The organism is Streptomyces sp. NPDC007971, assembly GCF_042958635.1.
Classification (GTDB): Bacteria; Actinomycetota; Actinomycetes; order Streptomycetales; family Streptomycetaceae; genus Streptomyces.
In genome coordinates, this window is the sequence record NZ_JBIBJK010000003.1 from 403,732 (window position 1) to 427,836 (window position 24,105).

The 24,105-nt window shown below is 74.7% G+C and carries 8 protein-coding genes; 6 read left to right on the forward strand and 2 right to left on the reverse strand.

The features are described from left to right. Nucleotides 1-6: 6 nt before the first annotated feature. The 5 genes from ACFZCP_RS08655 to asnB all read left to right on the forward strand — a co-directional run bounded on the left by ACFZCP_RS08655 (nucleotide 7) and on the right by asnB (nucleotide 20,790). Nucleotides 7-13,998 (forward strand): SDR family NAD(P)-dependent oxidoreductase, encoded by a 13,992-nt coding sequence (locus ACFZCP_RS08655; protein WP_391425318.1) that lies wholly within the window; start codon nucleotides 7-9, stop codon nucleotides 13,996-13,998. 33 nt (nucleotides 13,999-14,031) lie between these two features. Next, nucleotides 14,032-16,680 (forward strand): thioester reductase domain-containing protein, encoded by a 2,649-nt coding sequence (locus ACFZCP_RS08660; protein ID WP_391425319.1) that lies wholly within the window; start codon nucleotides 14,032-14,034, stop codon nucleotides 16,678-16,680. Then, nucleotides 16,677-17,816, forward strand: coding sequence for an alpha/beta fold hydrolase (locus ACFZCP_RS08665; protein WP_391425321.1), 1,140 nt, complete (start codon nucleotides 16,677-16,679; stop codon nucleotides 17,814-17,816). The genes ACFZCP_RS08660 and ACFZCP_RS08665 overlap by 4 nt, the downstream gene beginning before the upstream one ends. A gap of 85 nt (nucleotides 17,817-17,901) precedes the next feature. Further along, nucleotides 17,902-18,681: an alpha/beta fold hydrolase gene (locus ACFZCP_RS08670; RefSeq protein WP_391425323.1), complete on the forward strand. Its 780-nt coding sequence runs from the start codon at nucleotides 17,902-17,904 to the stop codon at nucleotides 18,679-18,681. Between the two features lie 267 nt (nucleotides 18,682-18,948). After that, on the forward strand, nucleotides 18,949-20,790 hold the full coding sequence (asnB, locus tag ACFZCP_RS08675; protein ID WP_391425324.1) for an asparagine synthase (glutamine-hydrolyzing): 1,842 nt from the start codon (nucleotides 18,949-18,951) through the stop codon (nucleotides 20,788-20,790). Here the strand turns inward: asnB and ACFZCP_RS08680 are convergent. Together ACFZCP_RS08680 and ACFZCP_RS08685 are read right to left on the reverse strand one after the other, a co-directional pair. Beyond that, complete coding sequence (locus ACFZCP_RS08680; RefSeq protein WP_391425326.1) at nucleotides 20,783-21,307, reverse strand: DUF4232 domain-containing protein; 525 nt, start codon at nucleotides 21,305-21,307, stop codon at nucleotides 20,783-20,785. The genes asnB and ACFZCP_RS08680 overlap by 8 nt on opposite strands. Before the next feature lie 131 nt (nucleotides 21,308-21,438). Further along, nucleotides 21,439-23,073: an alpha/beta fold hydrolase gene (locus ACFZCP_RS08685; protein WP_391425328.1), complete on the reverse strand. Its 1,635-nt coding sequence runs from the start codon at nucleotides 23,071-23,073 to the stop codon at nucleotides 21,439-21,441. Between the two features lie 284 nt (nucleotides 23,074-23,357). On the opposite strand from ACFZCP_RS08685, the gene ACFZCP_RS08690 reads away from it, so the two are divergent. Beyond that, nucleotides 23,358-24,011 (forward strand): chaplin family protein, encoded by a 654-nt coding sequence (locus ACFZCP_RS08690; RefSeq protein ID WP_391425330.1) that lies wholly within the window; start codon nucleotides 23,358-23,360, stop codon nucleotides 24,009-24,011. Nucleotides 24,012-24,105 lie beyond the last annotated feature (94 nt).

The following is a 24,105-nucleotide window of genomic DNA, read 5'->3' on the forward strand; positions in this document are numbered from 1 at the left end:
GCCCAGATGCCTGCGAACGAGTCCCCCCAGCACACCCCCGAGCCGTCCCTGACGACCTCCGAGGGCGTCAGGGCCTGGCTGGCGTCGGCGGTCGCCGAGGCGGCCGGGACCGACCAGTCGCACCTCGACCCGGACCGGCCGCTGGCCGAATTCGGCCTGGGATCACGCCAGTTGGTGACGCTGGCCGCAGAGCTGGCCGCCCTCACCGGCCGCCCCCTGGAGCCGTCCCTCGTCTTCAACCACCCCACCATCGCCGCGGTCGCGGACGCCGTCTTCGCGCAGCCTCCCGCCCAGGCACCGGCACCGAGCCCGGCAGCGGACCGGACCGGTCCCGGCGACGACGTGGCGATCATCTCCATGGCCTGCCGCCTCCCCGGCGGAGCCGACGACCCCGAGGCCCTGTGGCGGCTGCTGAGCGCCGACGAGGACGTCATCCGCGAGGTCCCGGCGGGCCGTTGGGACACGAACGGCCTGTACGACCCCGATCCCGAGGCCACCGGCACCGCCTACACCCTGCGCGGCGGCTTCCTCGACGGCGGTATCGACCGCTTCGACGCCGCCTTCTTCGGCATCTCCCCGCGCGAGGCCGCCGCCATGGACCCCCAGCAGCGGCTGCTCCTGCAGACCACCTGGGAGACCCTCGAACACGCCGGGATCCTCCCGGAGTCCCTGAACGGCAGCTCCACCGGCGTCTACCTCGGCCTGTACGACAGCGGCTACCTGGCCGCCGCCTCGCTCGCCCAGCTCGACGGACACGTGGGCACCGGCTCGGCGTCCAGCGTGGCCTCCGGGCGCATCGCCTACACCCTCGGCCTGCAGGGGCCCGCGGTGACCGTGGACACCGCCTGCTCCTCCTCGCTGGTCGCCCTGCACCTGGCGGCGCGCGCCCTGGCGGCCGGCGAGTGCGATCTCGCCCTGGCCGGCGGGGCCACGCTGCTGGTCACCCCGCGCGGGCACGTCGAGTTCAGCAGGCTGCGCGGGCTGTCCCCGTCCGGGCGGTGCAGCCCCTTCTCCGCCGACGCGGACGGTGTCGTATGGGCCGAGGGCTGCGGTCTCGTCCTGCTCAAGCGGCTGGCGGACGCGCGCCGCGACGGCGACCGGATCCTGGCCGTCGTCAAGGGTTCGGCGATCAACCAGGACGGCCGCAGCCAGGGCCTGAGCGCCCCCAACGGCCGGGCCCAGGAACGGGTGCTGCGCGCCGCCCTCGACGCGGCCGGGCTCGCCCCGGACGACCTGGACCACGTCGAGGCCCACGGCACCGGCACCCCGCTCGGCGACCCCATCGAACTGCGGGCGCTGGCCGATGTGTTCGGGCCGGACCGGCCCGCCGGCCGGCCGCTCGGCATCGGCTCCGTGAAGTCCCGCATCGGCCACACCCAGGCGGCCGCGGGCATCGCCGGCGTCATCAAGACCGTCCTCGCTCTCGGCCACGAACACATCCCGGCGTCCCTGCACGCCGAGCGCCTGACCGACCACATCGACTGGACCGGCAGCGGCCTGCACGTGCAGAGTGCCGGACAGGCCTGGCCGCGCGGCCGGGACCGGGTGCGCCGGGCCGGGGTCAGCGCGTTCGGGATCAGCGGGACCAACGCCCACGTGGTCCTGGAGGAGGCACCGGCCGGATCCGGTGCCGGCTCCGAGCCGGCACCGCACCCCGTGCCCGCCACGGCGCCCGCCGAGCGGTCTGTGCCCGCCGAGCGGCTCGCGCCCGAGGTGCGGCCTGTCTCTGACGAGCGGCTTGTCTCCGAAGAGCAGCCCGCCTCCGAAGGACAGCCCGCGGCCGGAGAGTTGCTTGCTCCCGTAGCCCTCCCCGCCCCCGCGCTCTTCCCCCTCTCCGCCCGCAGCCTCCCCTCCCTCCGGGGCCAGGCCGCCCGGCTCGCCGACGCCCTTGAGACGCACCCGGAGACGGCGCTGCCCGCGGTCGCCGCGACCCTCGCCCACCGGCGTACCCACTTCGACCACCGGGCCGTCGTCCAGGCGCCCGACCGCACCCGGCTCCTCGACGCCCTGCGGGCCCTCGCCGACGGACATCCCGATCCGGACCTCACCGCGGGCCCCGACCGGCACGCCCCCACCGGAAAGCTGGCCTTCGTCTTCCCCGGCCAGGGCAGCCAGTGGGCCCGGATGGCCTGCGACCTGCTCGACGACGACCCGGTCTTCGCCGACGAACTGGACCGCTGCGACGCCGCCCTGCGCCCCTTCACCGAGTGGTCCGTGGCGGCCGTGCTGCGCGGGGACGCGGGTGCCCCGTCCCCGGACCGCGTGGACGTCGTCCAGCCCGCCCTGTTCGCCGTGATGGTGTCGCTGGCCGCCGTGTGGCGGGCCCGGGGTGTCCGCCCCGACGCCGTGATCGGGCACAGCCAGGGCGAGGTCGCCGCGGCCTGTGTGGCCGGCGCGCTCAGCCTCAACGACGCCGCCGCCGTGGTCGCCCTGCGCAGCCAGGCCCTGACCGGTCTGTCCGGCACCGGCACCATGGCCCTGATCGCGCTGCCCGACACCGAGGTGCGGGCGGCACTGGACGGTCTCGACGGCGCCGTCTGCGTCGCCGCCGTCAACAGCGGCCGGGCGACCGTCGTCGCCGGTGCCGTCGAACCGCTCGCGGCCCTGCTCGCCGACCTGGAAGCGCGCCAGGTGTTCGTCCGCCGTCTCGACGTCGACTACGCCTCCCACAGCGACCGGGTCGAACCGGTCCGCGCCGCGATCCTCGACGAACTCGACGGCATCACCACGTACCCGACGGACATCGCCTGGTACTCCACGGTCACCGCCGAGCCGGTCACCGGGGAACTGGAGGCGGACTACTGGTACACCAACCTCCGCGACACCGTCCGCTTCGCGCCCACCGTCGAGCGCATGCTCGCCGACGGCTACCGCCACTTCGTGGAGCTGAGCCCCCACCCGGCCCTGCTCACCGCGCTGCGCACCATCGGCGAGGACACCGGGCACGACCTCACCGCCGTCGGCTCGCTGCGCCGGGACGAGCACGGTCCCGCCTGTCTGGACAGGGCCGCGGCCGAACTCCACGTCCGCGGACGGCGGATCGACTGGCGCCGGCTGGTCCCCGCCGCAGACCCTGCCGAGCTGCCGACCTACGCCTGGGACGCGCAGCGGCACTGGACCGAACCGGAGACCGCGGCCGGCGGCCCCGCCCTCTTCGAACGCTGCGCGCACCCGTTGCTCGGCATCCAGCTCCAGTCCGCCGACGAGTCCCGCTGGACCTTCCGTAACGAGTGGTCGCAGGCCACGGCCGACTGGCTGCCCGACCACACCGTGTTCGGCCGGACCGTGGTCTCCGGCACCACGGTGATGGAGCTGTGCCGTGCCGCACTCGCCGTGGCCCGCCCGGACCGTCCGGCCGACGTCACCGGCCTCCTGCTGCTCAGCCCCCTCGTCCTGCCCGCCTCCGGCACGGTCGAGGTCTCCGTCGAGGTCGTCACCGCCGGGCCCGCCCCCGAGATCACGGTCCACAGCCGCCCGCGTGGCGCGCACGGCATCGGCTGGACCCTGCACGCCACCGCCTCGGCGGCCGAGCCGTCCCCGCCCGCAGTGGGCGGCCCCCCGGTCTGGCCCGACACCACCGAAGAGGCCTGGAGCGGGCAGACGTACGACCGTCTCGCCGCTCTCGGACTCGGCTACGGGCCCGCCTTCCGGGGCGTACGGTCGGCCGTCACGACGGGCGACGGAGAACTGCTCGCCCGCCTGTCCCTGCCGGCCGCCGCCCGTGACGTCGCCGACCCCTACCCGCTGCACCCGGCCCTGCTGGACGCCGCACTCCAAGTGACCGCCGCCCTCGGCACGGCCGACGGACGCGCCCTGCTCCCCGTCGCCGTGGGCCGCTGCGTCCTGCCCCGGAGCGGTACGGGCGACCTGACCGCGCACGTGCGCCGCACCGGCGGCTCGGCCACGGACCTCACCCTGGACGTCACCCTGTGGGACGCCGACGGCCTGGCCGCCGGGCGGCTGGAGGCGGTACGGCTGCGCGCCGCCGACCCGGCCGACCTGGACGCCGGCTCGGAGAACGCCCGGCACCTGTACGAAGTGGCCTGGACGGCCGTCACCGAGCATCCGGCCGGCACCGGGGAACGGTCGGTGACCGAGGATCCGTCGGTGACCGAAGACCGGTCGGTGACCGGGCATCCGGCCGCCGCGGCGCCGGACCTCGCCTGGACCGTCGTGGGCGAGCCGGCCGACCGGCGGACCGAGGCCGCCCTGCGCAGCCCGGCCGCCCCGCAGACCGCGGCAGCCCCTCACGGCCCGGACCGCCGTGAGCAGGGCACCGACGTCGTCGTACGTTTCTGGCCACGCCCGGCAGCCGACGCGCAGCCGGAAGCCGTGGCCCACGACCTGGCAGCCGCCGGCCTCGCCGAACTGCAGGCCCTCATCGCGCTCCCCGCGGAGCAGGCGCCCGCGCGGACCGTCTGGGTGACACGCGGCGCGGTCGCGGCCGCCGACGGCGACCCGGTCCCGGGGTACGCGCAGTCGGTGCTGTGGGGGCTCGCGCGCAGTGCCCGCGCCGAGCACCCGGACCTCGGGCTCATGCTGCTCGACCTCGACCTCGACGACGGCGGCCCCGTACCGGCTCTCCGGACAGCCGTCACCCTCGCGGACGAACCAGAACTCGCCCTGAGGGAAGGGAAGTTGTTCGCGCCACGACTGGTGCGCGCACGGCCCGCGAACGCCGCGCGCGGCCCGGAGGCGGAGAACCGGGACGAGCCGCGCAGGACCGGCCACGTCCCCACCGAAGGAACCGTCCTGATCACCGGGGGCCTCGGAGCCGTCGGCCGGAACATCGCGGGCGTTCTCGCCCGACGCGGTGTTCCCCGGCTCGTGCTGACGGCCCGCAAGGGTGCCGACGACCCGCGCGCGGCCGAGACGGTCGCCGAGCTGACCGCGCTCGGCACCGAGACCGAGGTCGTCGCCTGCGACGTGACCGACCCGGCCGCCGTCGCCGCGGTGCTCGCCCGTGTGGGGGAGGAGCTGCCCCTGGGGGGTGTCGTGCACTGCGCCGGAATCCTTGACGACGGGGTGGTCGCCGAGCTGACGCCCGAGCGGCTGGCGCGGGTGCTGCGGCCCAAGGTCGACGGGGCCGCCCATCTGCACAGGCTCACCGCCCGGACTCCGCTGGACCTTTTCCTGCTCGTGTCGTCGGCCGCCGGCGTGGTCGGCAACGCCGGCCAGGGCAACTACGCGGCCGCCAACGTCTTCCTCGACCAACTGGCCCATCACCGGCGCTCCCTGGGCCTGCCCGGCGCCTCGGTCTCCTTCGGCGCCTGGGCCGGCGAGGGCCTCGCCGCCGCCCACGCGGACCTGGACCGCATGGCCCGGCTCGGCCACCGCGCCCTCACCCCCGACCAGGGCCGCGACCTCGTGGAACTGACCGTGCGGCACGGCTCACCGCACCTGGTCGCCTGGGCCCTCGACCTGCCCCGGCTGCGCACGTCTGACGCCGCGGGCACCGCCCTGTGGCGCTCGCTGCTGCCCGCGCCGCCCACCGACGGGCCCACCGGCGAGGCGCTCGCCGACCGGCTGGCCCGGCTGCCCGGGGCCGAGCGGGCCGAGCGCGTCCTGGCCCTCGTCCGCGACGAGACCTCGCGCGCCCTCGGACTGCGCTCGGCCGAGTCCGTGCGCCCGGACCAGCCGCTGCGCGACCTCGGCATGGACTCCGTCACCGCCGTCGAACTGCGCAACCGCATCGGCGCCCGGCTCGGCACCCGCCTGCCCGCCACCCTCCTGTTCGACCACCCCACCGCGGACCGCCTCGCCGAGTACCTCCTCGGCCACGTCCTCGGCCGCGCCGCACGCCCCGCCCCCGCCCAGCAGCAGCGCGTCCGGAAGGCCGCCACCGACGAGCCGATCGCCATCGTGGCCATGGCCTGCCGGCTGCCCGGCCGGGTGACCGACCCGGACGGCCTGTGGCAGCTGGTGTCCGAAGGCCGGGACGCGGTCGGGCCGTTCCCCGCCGATCGCTGGGACGTGGACGCGCTGTACGACCCCGACCCGGACGCCCTCGGCAAGACGTACGCCCGCGAGGGCGGCTTCCTGGACGACATCGAGTCCTTCGACGCGGGCTTCTTCGGCATCACCCCGAAGGAGGCCGCCGCCATGGACCCGCAGCAGCGGCTGCTCCTGGAGACGTCCTGGGAGGCGCTGGAGCGCGCCGGAATCGTGCCCGCACGCCTCGCGGGCAGCACCACCGGCGTCTACGTCGGCATGTTCGGCAGTGACTACCTGGCGGGCTCCCGGCTCGACCAGCTCGACGGCTACGTCGGCACCGGCTCGGCGCTCAGCGTCGCCTCCGGACGCCTGGCCTACGCACTCGGCCTGCAGGGACCGGCGCTGACGGTCGACACGGCCTGTTCGTCCTCCCTGGTCGCGACCCATCTGGCCGCCCAGGCGCTGCGCCTGGGGGAGTGCGACCTCGCCCTGGCCGGCGGGGTGACCCTGATGGTGACACCCCAGACCTTCGTGGAGTTCAGCCGCCTGCGCGGCCTCTCGCCGACCGGCCGCTGCCGCTCCTTCTCCGACGACGCCGACGGCGCGATCTGGGCCGAGGGTGCGGGCATGCTCGTCCTCAAGCGGCTCGGCGACGCCGAGCGGGACGGCGACGAGGTGCTGGCCGTGCTGCGCGGCACCGCCGTCAACCAGGACGGCCGCAGCCAGGGCCTGTCCGCGCCCAACGGCCCGGCCCAGGAGGACGTGATCCGCCGCGCGCTGGAGCTGTCCGGGCTCGCGCCCGCCGACATCGACCACATCGAGGCGCACGGCACCGGGACCACCCTCGGCGACCCGATCGAGGCGGGCGCCCTGGCTGCAGTCTTCGCGGACTCCCGTCCCGAGGACCGGCCGCTCCACCTGGGCTCGCTGAAGTCCAACATCGGGCATGTGCAGGCCGCCTCCGGCGTCGCCGGACTGATCAAGGTCGTACAGTCGCTGCGCCACCAGACCCTGCCGCGCACCCTGCACGCCGGCACACCGAGCCGCCACGTCGCATGGGAGAACAGCGGGCTGCGGCTGCTCCAGGAGCCGGTGGCCTGGCCGGTGACGGCAGGGCGGGTACGGCGCGCCGGTGTCAGCGCCTTCGGCATCAGCGGGACCAACGCCCACGTCGTCGTCGAGGAGGCCCCGGCCAGGCCCGCGCAGGACGCGGAACTCCCGGACGGCAAGCGGCTGTTCGTGCTCTCCGGACGCAGCGAGGCCGGACTGCGCGGCCAGGCAGCCCGGCTCGCCCGGCACGTCACCGCCGGCACCGCGCTCCCCGACGTCGCCCACGCCCTGGCCCGCCACCGCAGCCACTTCGAGTGGCGCACCGCGGTCGTCGCGGGCGAGAGGGACGAACTGCTCTCCTCCCTCAGGGCGGTGGGCGGCGGACGCAAGCCGCTGCCCGCACCCCGCGAGGGCGAGAGCGGCAAGGTGGCCTTCGTGTTCGCCGGGCACGGCGGCCAGTGGACCGGCATGGGCCTGGGACTGCTGGCCCAGAGCGAGGCCTTCCGCACGGAGCTGACCCGGATCGACGCGGCCGTCGAACGGCACGTCGGCTGGTCGGTGCTCAACGTGCTGCGCGCACCCGAGGAGTTCTCCCCGCTCGACCGCACCGAATACCTCCAGCCGGTGCTCTTCGCCGTCAACGCGGCCCTGGCCGCAGCCTGGCGGGAACTGGGCATCACCCCGGACGCGGTCGTCGGCCACAGCCTCGGCGAGATCGCAGCCGCCTACAGCGCGGGAGCCCTCACCCTGGACGAGGCCGTGACGGCCGTCACCGCGCGGGCCGCGGCGGTGGTCCCGCACGTCGGGCACGGCGGCATGCTCGCCGTGGAACTGCCGCCCGCGGACGTCGAGGACCTCCTCGCCCCCTACGCCGGCCGGCTCTTCGTCGGGGCCGTCAACAGCCCCGGAGCCACCGCCGTCTCCGGCGAGACCGACGCGCTCGGGGCGCTCCGCCGCGACCTGGAGGAGCGCGGCATCCCCGCGCGCGTCCTGTCGACACCGTTCGCCTCGCACACCCCGCTGATGGAACCCCTCCGCGCCGAACTCCTGGACCGCCTCTCCGGCATCCGCGGCACCCGCACCGCAACCCCGCTCTACTCGTCCGTGCAGGCCGAGCCCGTCTCCGGCGAGAGCCTGGACGCCGCGTACTGGTTCGCGAACCTCCGGCAGCCGGTCCGCTTCGCCGAGACGATCCGCCGGATGCTGGACGACGGCTACCGCCACTTCGTGGAACTCAGCCCGCACCCCTCGCTCACCTCGGCGATCGAGGCGGTCGCGGCCGAAGCCGAGATCCCCGCGGCCGGGATCGGCTCACTGCAGCGCGGCCGGGACGGCCACGACGTCCTCCTCGGCCGGCTGGGAGAGCTGTACACGTCCGGGCACACGCCCGACTGGACGGCGCTGTTCCCGCAGGACCGCCGCGCCGACCTGCCCACCTACGCCTTCGCCCGCGAACGCCACTGGCTCGCCCCCGTCCAGGCCGGCCCCATGGCCGGCTCACCCCTGCTCGGCACCCACGTCCAGGCCAGCGACGAACCCGGCCGGGACCTCTTCCAGAGCGACATCGACCTGAACGACAGCCGCTTCGCCTATCTGACCGACCACCGGGTCACCGGTGAGGTCTGGCTGCCGGGCGCCGCATTCCTCGACATGGCGCTGGAGGCCGCGGCCACCCTCTCGGACACCGACGAGGTGCACCTGGCCGACGTCCGCTTCGTCCGGCCCCTGCGCCTGGACGGCGGCGGGCCCGTACGGCTCCAACTGGTGCTGCGGCCCGACCAGGACGGCATGCGCGACTTCACGATCGCCTCCGCCCCGGCCGGTGAGCGGCAGTGGCACCAGCACGTGACCGGGCGCATCGCCACCACGCCGGGGGCCGGCCCGGACGCGGGACCGGCGCTCGCCGCGCTGCGCGAGCGCTGCACCGAGCCCGTCGACCTGCCCGCCGTCTACGCCGGCCTCGCCGCCCTCGGCATCGACTACGGCCCCGCCTTCCGGGGTCTTGAGGAGGGTCGGCGGGACGGCGGCACGAGCGCGGTCGCCCGCCTCGCCGCCCGGCCCGCCGCCGGTCACCTCCTGCACCCCGCCACGCTCGACGCCTCCTTCCACTCGGCGGCGCTGCCCGCCGACGCACCGGACGGCAGGGCCTTCGTGCCGGCCGGCGCCGGACACGTCCGGTTCACCGGTCTGCGCACCCGGCCGGCCTTCGTGAGCTGCGACCTGCGCTCGGTGGACGGCGACACCGCCCTTCTCGACCTGCGCCTGTGGGACGAGAACGGGCAACTGGTCCTCGCGGCCGACGAGTTCCGGCTCGCCGCGCTCTCCCCGCTGGACGGTTCCCTCTTCGAGACCCGCTGGCAGCCCCGCCCGTCAGCGCAGGAACAGCCCGCCGAGGGCAGCTGGCTCATCCTCGCCGACGAGACGGGGGTCGCCGGCGAACTGGCCGACCGCCTCGGCGACTCGGCACCCCTCGTCGTCGCCCGCCGCGGTACCGCGTACCGCGCCGAGGGCCCCGGCCGCTACGTCCTCGACCCGGCCGACCCGGCCCAGCTGGCCCGGCTCCTCGACGACGCGTTCACGGACGCGCCGCCCGCCCGGGTGGTCCAGCTGTCCGCGCTCGACGCCCCGCCGGTCGGCGACGGCCACAGCGCCGAGGAGGCGGCCCGGCTGTGCTGCCTGACCACCCTGCACCTGGTCCGCGCCCTCGCCGGCCGCGAGCGGCCGCAGGGCAGGGCGACGCGCCTGTTCGTCGTCGTACGAGGCAGCCAGGCCGCCGGCGACAGCACCGCGGTGACCCATCCGCAGCAGGCCCTCGCCTGGGGCTTCGGACTCGCCGTGGCCCAGGAGCACCCGGAACTTTCCACCACGCTGATCGACCTGCCCGGCGACGGCGGCACCGAAGAGCTGTGGACGCAGCTGTGGCACGCCGACGAGGAGCGCCTCGTCGCCCTGCGCGACGCCGGCCGTCTCGTCCCGCGGCTGGCCCGCACCCGCCCCGACGACGGCGGCCGGGCCGAACTGCCGGACGGCGTCCACCTGATCACCGGCGGCCTCGGCGGCCTCGGCCGGATCGTCGCCGAAAGGCTGGTGCGCCGGGGCGCCCGGCGCCTCGCGCTGCTGAGCCGCGGCACGCCCGACGCGGCCGCCACCGCCTGGATCCGGGGTCTCGAACAGCGCGGGGTCACCGTGCACCTGGCCCGCGCCGACGTCGCCGACCGCCCCGGACTCGCCGCCGCCCTGGACGCCGTACGCCGTGCGGCCGGTCCCGTCGCCACCGTGGTCCACGCCGCCGGTGTGCTCGACGACGCCACCCTGGCCAACCTCACCGACGAGCGCGTCCGGCGCGTCCTCGCGCCCAAGGTGCTCGGCACCGCCCTGCTCACCGAACTGGTCCCGGAGGCCCGGAACCTGGTCCTGTTCGCCTCGGCGGCCGGGCTGCTCGGCTCGGCGGGACAGAGCCCGTACTCGGCGGCGAACGCCTTCCTCGACGCCTGGGCGCACCACCTCTCCCGGACCGGCCGGCCGGCCCTGAGCCTGGACTGGGGCGCCTGGGCCGGCGTCGGCATGGTCGCCGAGTCCGGCACCCGGGCCGCCGAGACCGGCCGCTCGGGCCTGGTCGCCTTCTCCCCGCAGGACGGCGGCGAGCTGTTCGAGCGGGTGCTGGGCACCGCCCGCCGCCAGCTCGCCCCCATCGCCCTGGACTGGGACCTGCTCGCCCTGGACCCGGACGCGGCCCGCAGCCGCCCCCTCCTGGCCGACCTGGTGACCGTTCCGGCCGGCGGTGCCCACAGCGACGACCTCGTGAAGAAGGTGTTCGCGGCCGCCACCGCGCAGGAGCGCACCGAATGGCTCGAAACCTATGTGCGGGCCCGCGTCGGCGAGGTCTCCGGCGGTGCGGTGGACGTGTTCGCCACCACGGCCCTGAAGGAACTCGGCCTGGACTCGCTCATGCTGGTCCGGCTGCGCAACGCCTTCGCCCGCGAACTGGGCGTCGAACTCCCGGCCGCCGACGTGTTCTCCGCGGCCGACATCCGCGGCCTCGCCCGCGCCCTGGGCGAGGCCCTACCCGAGCGCGCCGCACCGGCCGGGCGGGCGAAGGGCGCAGTCGCGAAGGACGTGCCCGAGACCGAACTGCGCCCCGCGACACGGGACGTCGTACGACTCCTGCGCAGCGCGCCGCCGGACATGCCCGACGCGGCCCACGGCGTCGGCCTGGCCGTGCGGCTGACCACCCCGGTCACCCGGGACACCCTCACCGGCATCCTCGCCCGGCTCGCCGCCCGGCACGCGGCGCTGCGCACCGCCGTCGTCACCGGCGCCGAGGGCGGACGACTCCTGCGCGTGGACCGCGCGCTGCCCGCGCCGCTGCTGCGGTGGACCGACGCCAGGTCCGACACCGTGGACCTGGACGCCGTGGACCTGGACAGCGTGGACCTGGACGCCGCCGAGCGCCTGCGCCTGCTCCTGGAGCCGTCGTTCGACCTGGCCGCCGCGCCGCTGTGGCGCTTCGAACTCGTCGACGGCGGCCCGCAGGGCCAGATCCTGCTCTTCGGCGCCCACCACGCGGTCAGCGACCTGCAGTCCCTGCTCCTGGTGGCGGCGGAGATCGACGCCGAACTGTCCGGCACCCCGCTGGACGGCACCGTCACCAACCGGGACATCGACCTGCTGATCGAGGCCCAGCAGGGCGGCGGCGACACCCCCGGCGACGACTGGCGTGCGGCCTTCCAGGGCAGTGAACGGCTCGACCTGACCCTGGCCCGGCCCCGCCCCGAGACCCGTTCCTACCGGGCCGGGAGCGTCACCGTGACCGTTCCCGACGGGCTCGTGGAGCGCATCTCGGCGGCGGCGAGCAGCCTGGCCGTCACCCCCGCCGCCTTCTGCCTCGGCGCCCTCACCGTGCTGCTGGCCAGGAAGCGGGAGCGGGAGCGGTTCGTGCTCGCCGTCCCCGTGGACACCCGCATCCACGCCGACGCCCACGGCGCGGTGGGCTTCTTCGGCGTCCCCGTGCCCTTCCCCGCCCAGGCGGCGGCGGGCGAGCGGGTCTCCGACGTGCTGCTCCGCACCGACGGGCGGCTGCAGCAGATCCTCGCCAAGGGCGCCATGTTCTCCGACGTCCTGGCCACCCTCGCCCGGCAGGGCCTGCACCGCCGCAACGCGCCCCTGGTCGAGGTGTACTTCAACTACGTCCGCTTCTCCGGCCGGCTGCAGAACCTCCAGGTGCTGCCCGCCGGGGTCGGCCACACCGACCTCGACCTGATGATCACCATGACTCCGGACGCGGGCACCGTCCGCCTCGACCACAACCTCGACATCCTGGACGCGGACACCGCGACCGGACTCGGCCGGGAGTTCCTGCACCTGCTCGCCGAGACCGCCGAGGACGCGACCGGGACCGTGGGGGACACCCCGCCGCCGGCGCGGCAGGCCACGGCCGGGGGACCGCGTCTCGCCCTCGCCGCCACCTTCGCGCTCGGCAACCTGCCCCTGATGTGCGAGGCGGCCCTGGAGGAGGACCGGGCGAGCGTCACCGAGGCGCCGTACCACCAGGTCCTCGCCGCCCTGCAGGATCCGTCCGGCGTCCTCGCCGCCCCGGACACCACGGTGGGCGTCGTCCTGCTGCGGGCCGCCGACCTGGAGCGCTTCGGACCGGTGGACGACACCGTCCTCGCCGAACTGCGCACCGCCTACCCGGCCGCGCTGAAGTCCCTCGCCGAGCGCACCCGCAGGCCGCTGGTCGTCGGCGTCCTGCCCACCGCCGGGGCCGGGGAACGCTTCCTGGACTGGGAGCGCCGGATCGCCGCAGACCTCGCCGAACTGCCCGGCATCGCGGTGCTCGGCCCCGACGAGTGGACCCGGCACCACCCCGTCGAGGACCGCTTCGACGAGCGCACCGAACGCCTCGCCCATCTGCCCTTCACTCCGGCCTTCCAGGCGGCGGTCGCGCTGCGCCTGGCCGAGGCCGTCCGTGCGGTGCGGCGCCCCGCGCCCAAGGTGATCGCCGTCGACGGGGACGAGACCCTGTGGGGAGGAGTGGCGGGCGAGGCCGGCCCCGAGGCGGTCGACCTCACCGGTCCGCGCGCCCTGCTGGCCCGCAGGCTCCTCGGGTGGCGGGACGCGGGCGCCCTGCTCATGCTGGTCAGCAACAACGACGAGGCCACGGTCCGCGCCGTCCTGGACCGCCCCGACAGTCTGCTGAAGGCCGAGCACTTCAGCGTGCTGTCCGCGGCCTGGGGGCCCAAGCCGGGCCGGCTCGACGAGGCCGCCCGCACCCTCAACCTCGGCCTGGACAGCTTCCTGTTCCTGGACGACAACCCGGCCGAGATCGCCAAGATGCGTGCGGCGCTGCCGCAGGTGCTGTCCGTGACCTGCCCGCCCGCCGCCGAACTGGAGCCGTTCCTGGGCCGGTTGTGGCCCCTGGTCCCGGCCGCGGCGACCGCCGAGGACTCCCTGCGGGCCCGGTTCTACGCCGAGGAACAGGAGCGCGACGCCGCCCGCGCGGGCGCCGGCTTCGAGGAGTTCCTGGCCCGGCTGAACCTCGCAGTCGACCTCAGGAAGCTGGACGAGCAGGACGTCGAACGAGGCGAGCAACTCGTGCGCCGCACCAACCAGTTCACCCTGCGCGCCCGGTCCGCCGACGGCGGTGACCTCGCCCGGTGGCGCGAGCAGGGCGAGGTGTGGACGGCCGCGGCCCGGGACCGGTTCGGCGACTACGGCCAGATCGCGCTGCTCGCGGTCCGCGCCGAGGGCGACCGGCTCGACGTCCTCGCCTGGCTGATGAGCTGCCGGGCCCTCGGCCGGGGCGTCGAGGAACGGCTGCTCGCCCACCTCGCCGACCGGGCCGAGGAACTGGGCTGCGCCAAGGTCCGGCTCACCGCGGAGCGCACCCCGCGCAACGCACCCGCCCGCCGCCTGGTGGCGGCGCTCGGCGGCACCGACCCGGACGACGAGCGGCTGGACGTCGTCGCCACGCCCGATCACCTGCGCGCGTTCCGCTCCTGGGAGCAGCAGTGAGGAACACGACCAAGCACAACCCGAAGGGTTCTCATGCGTGACGTGAACGAGGATCCGGCGTACGCCGGCCGCCGGGCGATCGCCGAGTCGATCGAACGGGGCGACGGCGGACTCGGCGTGGCAGGCCTGCTGGCCAAGGTGCGGGCGGCGGGCGCGTCGTCCGAGCCCGCCCCGGCTCCTGCCCCGGCTCCGGACTCCGCCCCGGTTTCCGCCCCCGCCCCGGATTCCGCTCCGGTCCCGGCCCCCGCCCTGGCTCCGGATTCCGCCCCGGCTCCGGGTTCCGCCTCGGCTCCGGATTCCGCCTGGGCTGCGGGCTCTGCCTCGGCATCGGATTCCGCCTCCGACCCTGCCCACACCCCGGCTCCGGCCCCGGATCTGGACGGCCTCGCGGCGGCCATCGCCGCCGCGGCCGGCCGGCATCTGCCCTCCGGCCGGCTGGCGCCCGACGCCGACTTCTTCGACGCCGGTGGCACCTCCGTCGGCGCGGTGGAGCTGCTTGCCGAGCTGGAGAGCGAGCTGGGCACCGGGGTCGGCCTCGACGAGGTCTTCGCGGACGCCCGGCCGGTCAGCCTCGCCCGGCGCTGGCTGCCGCTGCTCGGCGGCACGACACCACGGGCGCCCGCCGCCCCGGCAGCCCTCGCCACCCCGGCGGCACCGCCGCACGCCGTCGTTCCGGGACCTCTCGCCGCCCCGGCGCCCGCCTCCGCCGCGACCCCGCCGGCCGTGGTCGCCCCGGCCCCGTCGGCGGCCCTCGCAGCCCCGGCAGCCCCCGCCACGCTGCCCCTCGCGCCGCCCCGTACCCCGCCCGCCCTGCCGAGCAGCGCGTACCGGGACGGCGGCCCCCACTCCCGGGCCCGGCAGGAGGACCTCGACCAGATCCTGGCCGACCTCGCGCTCGCCGACCGGCTGCCGTTCACGGACGTCCCCGAACCGCTGCCGCCCCGTCGCGTCCTGCTCACCGGCGCCACCGGCTTCCTCGGCAGCCACATGCTGCTCGACCTGCTGCGGCACAGCGACGCCCACGTGTACTGCCTGGTCCGCGCGGCCGACGAAGCGGCCGCGACCGAACGGCTCGGCGCACAGCTGCGCAGCTACCGGCTGCCGTGGTCCCCGGAGGTGCGCCGCCGCGTCACCGTGCTGCCCGGTGACATCCGCCGCCCCCGCCTCGGCCTCACCGACGAGCAGTGGCACACCCTCGCGCACGAACTCGACAGCGTGGTCGGCGTGGCGGCCGCCGTGGACTTCCTGCGCGGCTACCAGTCGCTGCGCACCAGCAACGTCCTCGGCGCGCTCACCCTCGCCGAACTCGCCGCGACCGGCCGCCCCAAGCCGCTGCACCACATCTCGTCCATCGCGGTGTTCAACGAGGTCGGCATCACCTCGATGGGCGAGGACGACCCCCTCGCCCATGCGGACCGGCTCATCGCCGGCTACGACCAGTCCAAGTGGGCCGCCGAGGTGGCCCTGCGCCGCGCCCGCGACCACGGACTCGTCGTCACCGCGCTGCGCCCCGGCGGGATCGGCGGCCACACCCGGACCGGCGCCTACAACCCGCAGGACCTCAGCAGTGGCCTGATCTCCGCCTTCGGCCGCTTCCGCACCGTACCGGCGTTCAGCTACCTCAACGCGGCCCCGGTGGACTGGGTCAGCCGGGTCGCCGTCGCGGCGATCTGCGAACCCGACGCCTGGGGCTTCGACTACAACCTCACCGGCGTCCCCAACACCCTGGACGACGTCGTACGGGACATGGCCTTCGGCGGCATGCACGTGCGCGTCCAGGACTGGGACGAGTGGCGCACCGACACCCTCGCCCGCCTGGAGGCCGAGCCGGTGCCCGAACTCGCCTTCCTCTCCCGGGTGTTGCAGAGCCCCGCCGCCCTGAAGCTGTGCGAGGCGACCCTCAAGGGCCCCGCCGCGGGTGCCGAGCGCACCGACGCGCTGGTCGCCGCCCTCGGCCTCGCGCCCGCCGCCCGCTACGACGCCCAGGCCCAGATGAAGACCTTCGAAAAGCTCGCCGACGACGGCCTGGCCCGCCTCCCGCACAAGGACGACCAGCCCTACCTGTGGTTCGCCGAGACGACCGAGGGCTCCGTGGGCCCGGTCGGCACCGCCGCGGACACCCCCTGCTCGATGGCGCTGACCCTGTCGATCGCGAGCATGTACCAGCTGGTCAAGGAGCGCCGGGTGGACGTCACCGGCGAGGTGACCTGCACCGCGATCCACCCCGGTCCGCTGACCGTGGAGCGCGGTGACGTGTGGGTACGCCCCGACGAGGGCATCCCGCAGCAGCACGGCCTCAGGCACCAGCTCCTGCGCTACCGGCTGACGCTGCGCGACGCGGACGGCGGCCTGTGGTGGCTGGAGGGCCGCAAGTACGCCCGGGCCCGCCGTGACCTGTGGCGGCAGACCCGCGCCCTCACCGTGGAGATCGGCCGGGAGGGCGAGGCCGCGAGCCTGCTGGGCGAGGTCGTCGTGCCCGCCGACTCCTACGTCCGCGACCAGATCGACGGCATCCGGGTCGACCCGCGTCTGACCGGCCAGGAGAAGCGCGCCGCCAAACTGACCTGGCTCGCCTGGTTCGGCCTCGAGATGGGCCGGGGCCTGGTCGCGCCGTTCGCCCGGGCCGCTGCGGACCTGCTCGACCTGCGTCGCACCCCCACCCTCACGGAGCGCCACCGATGATCTTCAGGACCACCCCCTCCCGGACGGCCCGGCCGGCGCTGCGCAGGGTCCGCACCACGGCGGCCCTGCGTCCCCTGCGCCACCGCCTGGACCCGGCCCGCATCGAGGAGATCCCGTTCCGCACCAGCGACGGCGTCCGCCTCGGCCTGACCCGCGTGGACACCGGCGACCCGACGCGCCCTGCCGTCCTGCTCCTGCACGGGCACACCGCCTCCGCCGACATGTTCCTGCTGCCCGAGACCCGCAACCTCGTCGACGTCCTGCTCGACGAGGGCTACGAGCCCTGGCTGCTGGACTGGCGCGGCAGCTGCCGGCTGCCGTACAACGAGACCGGCCGCCGGTACACCTACGACGACGTGGCGCTCCACGACATCCCCGAGGCCGTCGCCCACATCCGCGGGCGCATCGGAGAGCGGCCGCTGTCCGTGGTCGCCCACTGCATCGGCTCGCTCACCCTGTCCATGAGCCTGGCGGCCGGGCTGGTCCCGGGCCTGGCCGCAGTGGTCTCGCAGGGGGTGTTCCTCACGCCGAAGCTGGCGGGCCGGACCTCGCTCAGGATGTCCGTGGCGGGGGAGCTGCTGAAGACCCGGATCGACCACATCCCGGTCGACTTCCGCAAGGTGGGCCTGTGGTCGAGGTACACCCCGCTGTTCGCCCTGGCCTCGCGCGGGGCGAGCTGCCCGGACCCGACCTGCCAGATCCTGCACAACTCGGCGTGGGGCACCGGCGCCTCGCTGTTCGTGCACGAGAACCTGGCCGACACCACCCACGACCGGCTCGCCGAACTCCTCGGTCCCGCACCGCTGTGGATCCTGCCCCACCTGCGCCGGATCGAACTGGCCCGCAGCGTGGTGCGCTGGCACGACACCGACCACCGCTACCGGGCGCTGCCGCCCAACGCGCTGGACGCCGCGGACCGCATCGACACCCCGGTGCTGCTGCTCGCGGGCAGTGAGAACGGGCTGTGGCTGGACTCGCAGCGGCTGTGCCACGAGGTGCTGGCCCGCCGGCAGCCGCAGCTGGACGTCTCCTACGCCGAGATCCCCGGCTACGGTCACCTGGACACCTTCCTCGGCCGGGGCGCCGCCCTCGACGTGTTCGGGCACATCCTCGAATTCCTCGGCGGACACCGGTGAGAATTCAGGGCCCGACGGCGGTGACGGAGGCCCGCGCGGCCGGTTACCGTACCGGGCAGTAACCGAACGCACCCCAGGAGGCCCCATGCCGCAGCTCGAAGTCGACGGAGCGGCCCTGACGTACGACGACGAGGGCCCCCGCGACGCCGAGGACGTGCCCCTGGTCTTCGTCCACGGCTGGACGGCGAACCGGCACCGCTGGGACCACCAGCTGGCGCACTTCTCCACCGGTCGGCGGGTGATCCGGCTGGACCTGCGCGGGCACGGCGAGAGCACGGGGGCCGGTGTGCGGACGATCGCGGAGCTGGCGAGGGACGTCCTCGCCCTCCTCGATCATCTGGAGGTCGAGCGGTTCGTGCTGGTCGGTCACTCCATGGGCGGGATGATCTCGCAGACCATCGCCCTCTCCCACCCCGAGAGGGTGGAGCGCATGGTGCTGGTCAACTCCATCGGCCGGATGACCTACAGCCGCGGCCGGGGCCTGCTGATGTCGGCCTCCACCCTGGTGCCGTACAAGCTGTTCGTCGCCACCAACATCCAGCGGGCCTTCGCCCCCGGCCACCCGCGGGAGGAGATCCGCAAGTACATCCGCGACTCCGCCGGCACCCCGCGCGAGGTCGTCATGACGCTGTACGGCGCCATGCGCGCCTTCGACGTCCTCGACCGGGTCGGCGAGATCCGCACGCCCACCCTGATGGTGCACGGCTACCACGACGTCCAGCTGCCGGTGCACCAGATGCTGCGGATGGCCAAGGGGTACCCGGACGCGGTCGTCCGCATCCTCGACGCGGGCCATGAGCTGCCCGTGGAGAAGCCTGCCGAGCTGACCGCGGCACTCGACTCGTTCCTGACCGCGAGGTCGTGACGTACGAGGCGGTTGGTGAAGTTTTTACCCATGGCCGGTTCCTGCCACCCCCGGCCCGGACGCACGGCACTCCCCGGGTCTCACGCGGGCAAAACCCGGCTGAAAAGACCGGGGAGCGGGAATCGCCCGCCTTGCCTGCCGCGCCTGCCTGACGGACGCTCGTCATATAGGTGCTCGTTACAACTGGTTCTGTGACCGCCCTCCGCCCGCCCCGGAAACCACAGGTGAGCGGGGGGTCGGCCGCGGGCCGGAGGCAGGAGGTAGCGCATGTGCGGCATTACCGGATGGGTCTCCTTCGACCGTGACCTGACCACCGAGTTCACCGCACTGGACGCGATGACCGAGACGATGGCCTGCCGCGGTCCGGACGACCGCGGCGCCTGGGCCCAGGGGCCCGCCGCCCTGGGGCACCGCCGGCTCGCCATCATCGACCTCCCCGGCGGCCGCCAGCCGATGTCCGTCGACACCCCCGAGGGCACCGTCGCCCTCGTCTACTCCGGTGAGGCGTACAACTTCACCGAACTGCGCCGGCAACTCACCGATCGCGGCCACCGGTTCACCACCGACTCCGACACCGAGGTCGTCCTGCACGCCTACCTGGAGTGGGGCGACGCCGTCGCCGAGCGGCTGAACGGCATGTACGCGTTCGCCGTCTGGGACGGCCGCCGCCATCAGCTCGTGATGATCCGCGACCGCATGGGCATCAAGCCGTTCTACTACCACCCGACCCCGGACGGCGTCCTCTTCGGCTCCGAGCCCAAGGCGATCCTCGCCAACCCGCTCGTCCGGCCGCGCGTCGCCCTGGACGGCCTGCGCGAGATGTTCACCATGGTCAAGACCCCCGGACACGCCGTGTGGGACGGCATGCGCGAGGTCGAACCCGGCACCGTCGTCACCGTCGACCGCGACGGCCTGCGCACCCGTGTCTACTGGCGCCTGGAGACCCGCCCGCACACCGACGACCGCGACACCACCATCACCACCGTGCGCTCGCTCCTCGACGACATCGTGCGCCGCCAGCTGGTCGCCGACGTCCCGCGCTGCACCCTGCTCTCCGGCGGCCTCGACTCCTCCGCGATGACCGCCCTCGCCGCCCGGCAGCTCGCCGAGCACGGGGAGAAGGTCCGCAGCTTCGCCGTCGACTTCGTCGGCCAGACCGACAACTTCGTCGCCGACGAACTGCGCGGCACCCCGGACACGCCCTTCGTGCACGACGTGGCCCGGCTCGCCCGCACCGACCACCAGGACATCGTCCTCGACGCCCAGTCCCTCGCCGACCCGGCCGTGCGCGAGAAGGTGATCCGCGCCCGCGACCTGCCGGTCGGCATGGGTGACATGGACGCCTCGCTCCTGCTGCTCTTCCGGGCCATCCGCGACCAGTCCACGGTCGCCCTGTCCGGCGAGTCCGCCGACGAGGTCTTCGGCGGCTACCTCCAGTTCTTCGACGAGGAGGCCCGCCGCGCCGACACCTTCCCCTGGCTGGTGCGCTTCGGGCGCGACTTCGGCGACGACGCCGGCGTCCTGCGCGCCGACGTGGCCAAGACGCTGGACCTGGACGGATACATCGCCGACGGCTACCGCAGCGCCGTCGCCGACATCCACCGCCTCGACGGCGAGAGCGACTTCGAGTACCGGATGCGGCAGATCTGCCATCTGCACCTGACCCGCTTCGTCCGGATCCTGCTCGACCGCAAGGACCGGATGAGCATGGCCGTCGGCCTGGAGGTCCGGGTGCCGTACTGCGACCACCGGCTCGTCGAGTACGTCTACAACACCCCCTGGTCGCTCAAGTCCTTCGACGGCCGGGAGAAGAGCCTGCTCAGGGAGGCCACCGCGGACCTGCTGCCGCGGTCGGTGTACGACAGGGTCAAGAGCCCCTACCCGTCCACCCAGGACCCGCGCTACGCCCGCGCCCTCCAGGACCAGGCGGCGGAACTCCTGACCCGCTCCTCCCACCCCGTCTTCGACCTGGTCGACCGGGAGCGCATCCGGGAGGCCGTCGAACGCGACACCCCCGTCAGCACCCAGGCGCCCCGCCGTGGCCTGGAGCGCGCCCTGGACCTCGCCCAGTGGCTGGACCTCTACTCCCCGGAGCTGAACCTCAGCTGACGCCGAGCGCCCGGTCCGCGGCCGCCGCCGTCGGCTGCCACCAGGTCGTCACGGGCTCCCACACCCGCACGTCCCGTCCGGTGCCGAGCTGCACGGCGGTGAAGGTGCGGCCCCACTGGGACGCCGACGCGGCCACCGTGACCGAGTCCGCCCGGCGGACCTCCGGATCCGCCGGGTCGACGATGGTGCGCAGGGCCGCATGGCCGGTCTTGCCCGCCCCGAGCCGGTAGGTGCCGGTGCCGCCCTGCGGCACCGGCAGCGCGGCCCCGTCCAGGCCGCCGAAGGTCACCGTGGGCACGCGGTCGACGACACACGTGTGGGTGCTCCGGTTGGTCACTCCGACACGAACCAGGGTCGGATCGTGGGCGTCGGCCTTCGCCCGCAGGGTGAGCGACTTCTCCGCGCAGCGGGTGGGCGCGGCGTGCTCGGGGGCCGCCTGGCTCTGCGGTGCGGCCAGCAGCAGGGCCGCGGCAGCGGCGGAGACGGCGGGTACGGCGATGGCGGCGCGGATGCGCATGACGGGAGTCCCCCTGTCGTGGTCGGGTACGGGTGCGGCGGGCCGGGGCACGCCTGCCCGGTGTGACGTCGGGGACGACCGGGAGGTTGTGCCGGAATCGGCCCTGATACCCGGTTGCACCATTCCTGTCATCACTTGGTGTTCTTCGCGAGGGAACTCCAGGCCTTCCCGTCCGCCGGGCAGGAGCTGCCGCTGGAGGGCAGGGATCCGTACAGCAGGAAGTCGTCGATCGTGCGGTGCACGCACGTGGACGACGAGTAGCCGGTGTGCCCGTCGCCCTTGTTGTCGAGCACCACGGCCGACGGCCCGAGCCGCCTGGCCGTCTCCTCGGTCCAGCGGTACGGCGTGGCCGGGTCGCCGCGCGTGCCCACCAGCAGCATCTTGTCCGAGGGGACGTCCTTGACCCGGTCGCGGACGAAGTCCGTGCCCTTCGGGCGGCCGTAGCACATCAGCAGCTGGGTGAGCCGGAAGCGTCCGAAGACCGGGGACGCCCGGTCGTAGGCCGCCTGCAGGTCCTTCAGGTCCTTGGTGATCCGCGCGGCGGTGGGCCGGTCGGGGTCGTCGGCGCAGTTGATGGCCATCAGCGCGGCCGGCAGGTTGTCCGCGGGGACGTCCTGGGCGTCCACGAGCCCACCCTCGCGTTGCTTGCGGTCATGGCCCTTGCCCCGGCCGTCCTGCCGCACGGGCGCGACGAACGCGCCGCCGGAGGAGAAGCCGAGCACGCGCCGGGTGTCGCCGTCCTCGATCAGGTAGGCCAGCGCACGCTCCAGGGACGGCCACAGATCCTTGCTGTAGAGGGCCTGCCCGATGGCGCCCACCAGGTCCTGCCCGGAGAAGGAGCCCCCGAAGTCCGTGGGCACCGGGTTCGCGTCGAGCGAGCGGATCAGCCGTACGACCCGCTGCCCGGCCGTCCGCGTGTCCTGTCCGAACGGACAGGCGATGTCCGTCGAGCACCAGTCGAGGAAGTCGTCGAGCGCCGTCTGCTGGCCTTCCGCGCCCGCCAGCCCCTGCTCGGACAGCGGCTCGGTCAGGGTGTCCACGCCGTCCAGCGCCATCCGGCCCACCGTGTGCGGGAACAGCGACGCGTACACGGCGCCGAGCCGTGTGCCGTAGGAGAAGCCGAGGTAGTTCAGCTTCTTGTCGCCGAGCGCCTGCCGGATGACGTCCATGTCCCGGGCGGCGTTCACGGTGCCTATGTGCGCGAGGACCGGGCCGGAGTGTCCGGCGCACAGGGTGGCGGACTGCCGCAGCTGCTGCAGGAGCACCTGCGGGCGGCCGATGTCGGCATTCCCCTCCGGTGCCGTGGCCACCCCGTCCCGGCCGTCGCCGCAGCTGACGGGGGAGGACCGGCCGACGCCGCGCGGATCGAAGGTGACCACGTCGTAGGCGTTGGTCAGATCCATGTACTGCTTGCCGCCCGAGGCGAGTTCGTTGATGCCCGCGCCGCCGGGCCCGCCGAAGTTCAGCAGGACCGAGCCCCGCGACGGGCCGGTCGCCCGGTAGCGGGCCAGGGCCAGGTCGAGCGTGCCCTCGCCGGGACGGGCGTAGTCCAGCGGGACGGTCACCTTCGCGCACTGGAGATCCTCGGCGCGGTCCGCGCCCTTGCAGGCGGCCCATACGGCCTTCTGCCGGTAGAAGCGGGTCAGGTCGGGCTGCGGCTGGGCGGCCGAGGCCGTGGGCAGCCCGGCCCCGAGCAGCGCCAGGGCGAGCACTCCGGAGCCCGCGCAGCGCCGAACGGCGGGCCGTGTGGACAGCTTGACCAGCATCGATCGCCTCCCGGGGCGCACCCGCTGCGGACCGGGACGGCACCCTCGCTCACCATATGCGGGCCCGGGAAGGGCCGCCTCCGGGCGAGCGGGACGGTGCCCGGTGATCTAGCGTTCGCGACCTCCGTCGCTATTGGTGGTCATTCGATGACTTTACGTGCGATTCGAGTGATCATGTCACCCGGTGGGGTGAAAAGCCGAAAAGCCATAACCCGAACGAGGCGCCCGCGTTTTATCCGACGCGGGTGAACGCCCGCGACGATGTCTGGAAGGCAGGGAAACCTATGAGACGGGCAACCCGAAACGGTGGGATCGCCGTCGTCGCCGCCTCCGGCGCGATGGCTGTGGCGATGCCGGTGTGCGCCGCCTTCGCGGCCGACGGGGCCGCGGCCGACGGCTCGGCGGCCGACTCGCCCGGTGTGCTGTCCGGCAACACCATCCAGGTGCCGGTGCACGTCCCGGTGAACGTGTGCGGCAACACCGTCGACGTGGTGGGGCTGCTCAACCCCGCCGTCGGCAACGCATGCGAGAACGGCGGCTCGGGCAAGGACGGCTCGGACACCTCCGGCGGCACCTCGGCGAAGGGCGGCACGCAGGACTCGGGCGGTGTGCTCTCCGGCAACACCGTCCAACTGCCGGTGCACGTGCCGGTGAACATCACCGGCAACAGCGTCAACGTGGTCGGGGTGGGCAACCCGGCCGTGGGCAACCACTCCGCCAACGGCGCCACACCCGCGCCCACCACCACCCCCAAGGCGCCGGCCCCCGTCAAGTCGCACCCCGGCCCGCGCACCGTGCACCCCGCCCCGCGGCCGCCCGCGGCCACCCTGGCCCACACCGGAGCGGACCTGACCGCCCCCGCGGTCGCCGGCAGCGCCGCCCTCCTCCTCACCGGAGCGGTCCTCTACCGCCGCTTCCGCCCCGGCCGGGACCGCTGACCCCATCCGGCGGGCCCCACCGGACGCCGGCCCGGTGGGGCCCGAGAACGCCCCGGATCCGGCGACTCCCCACGCGGTTCGAGGCAGGCAACGG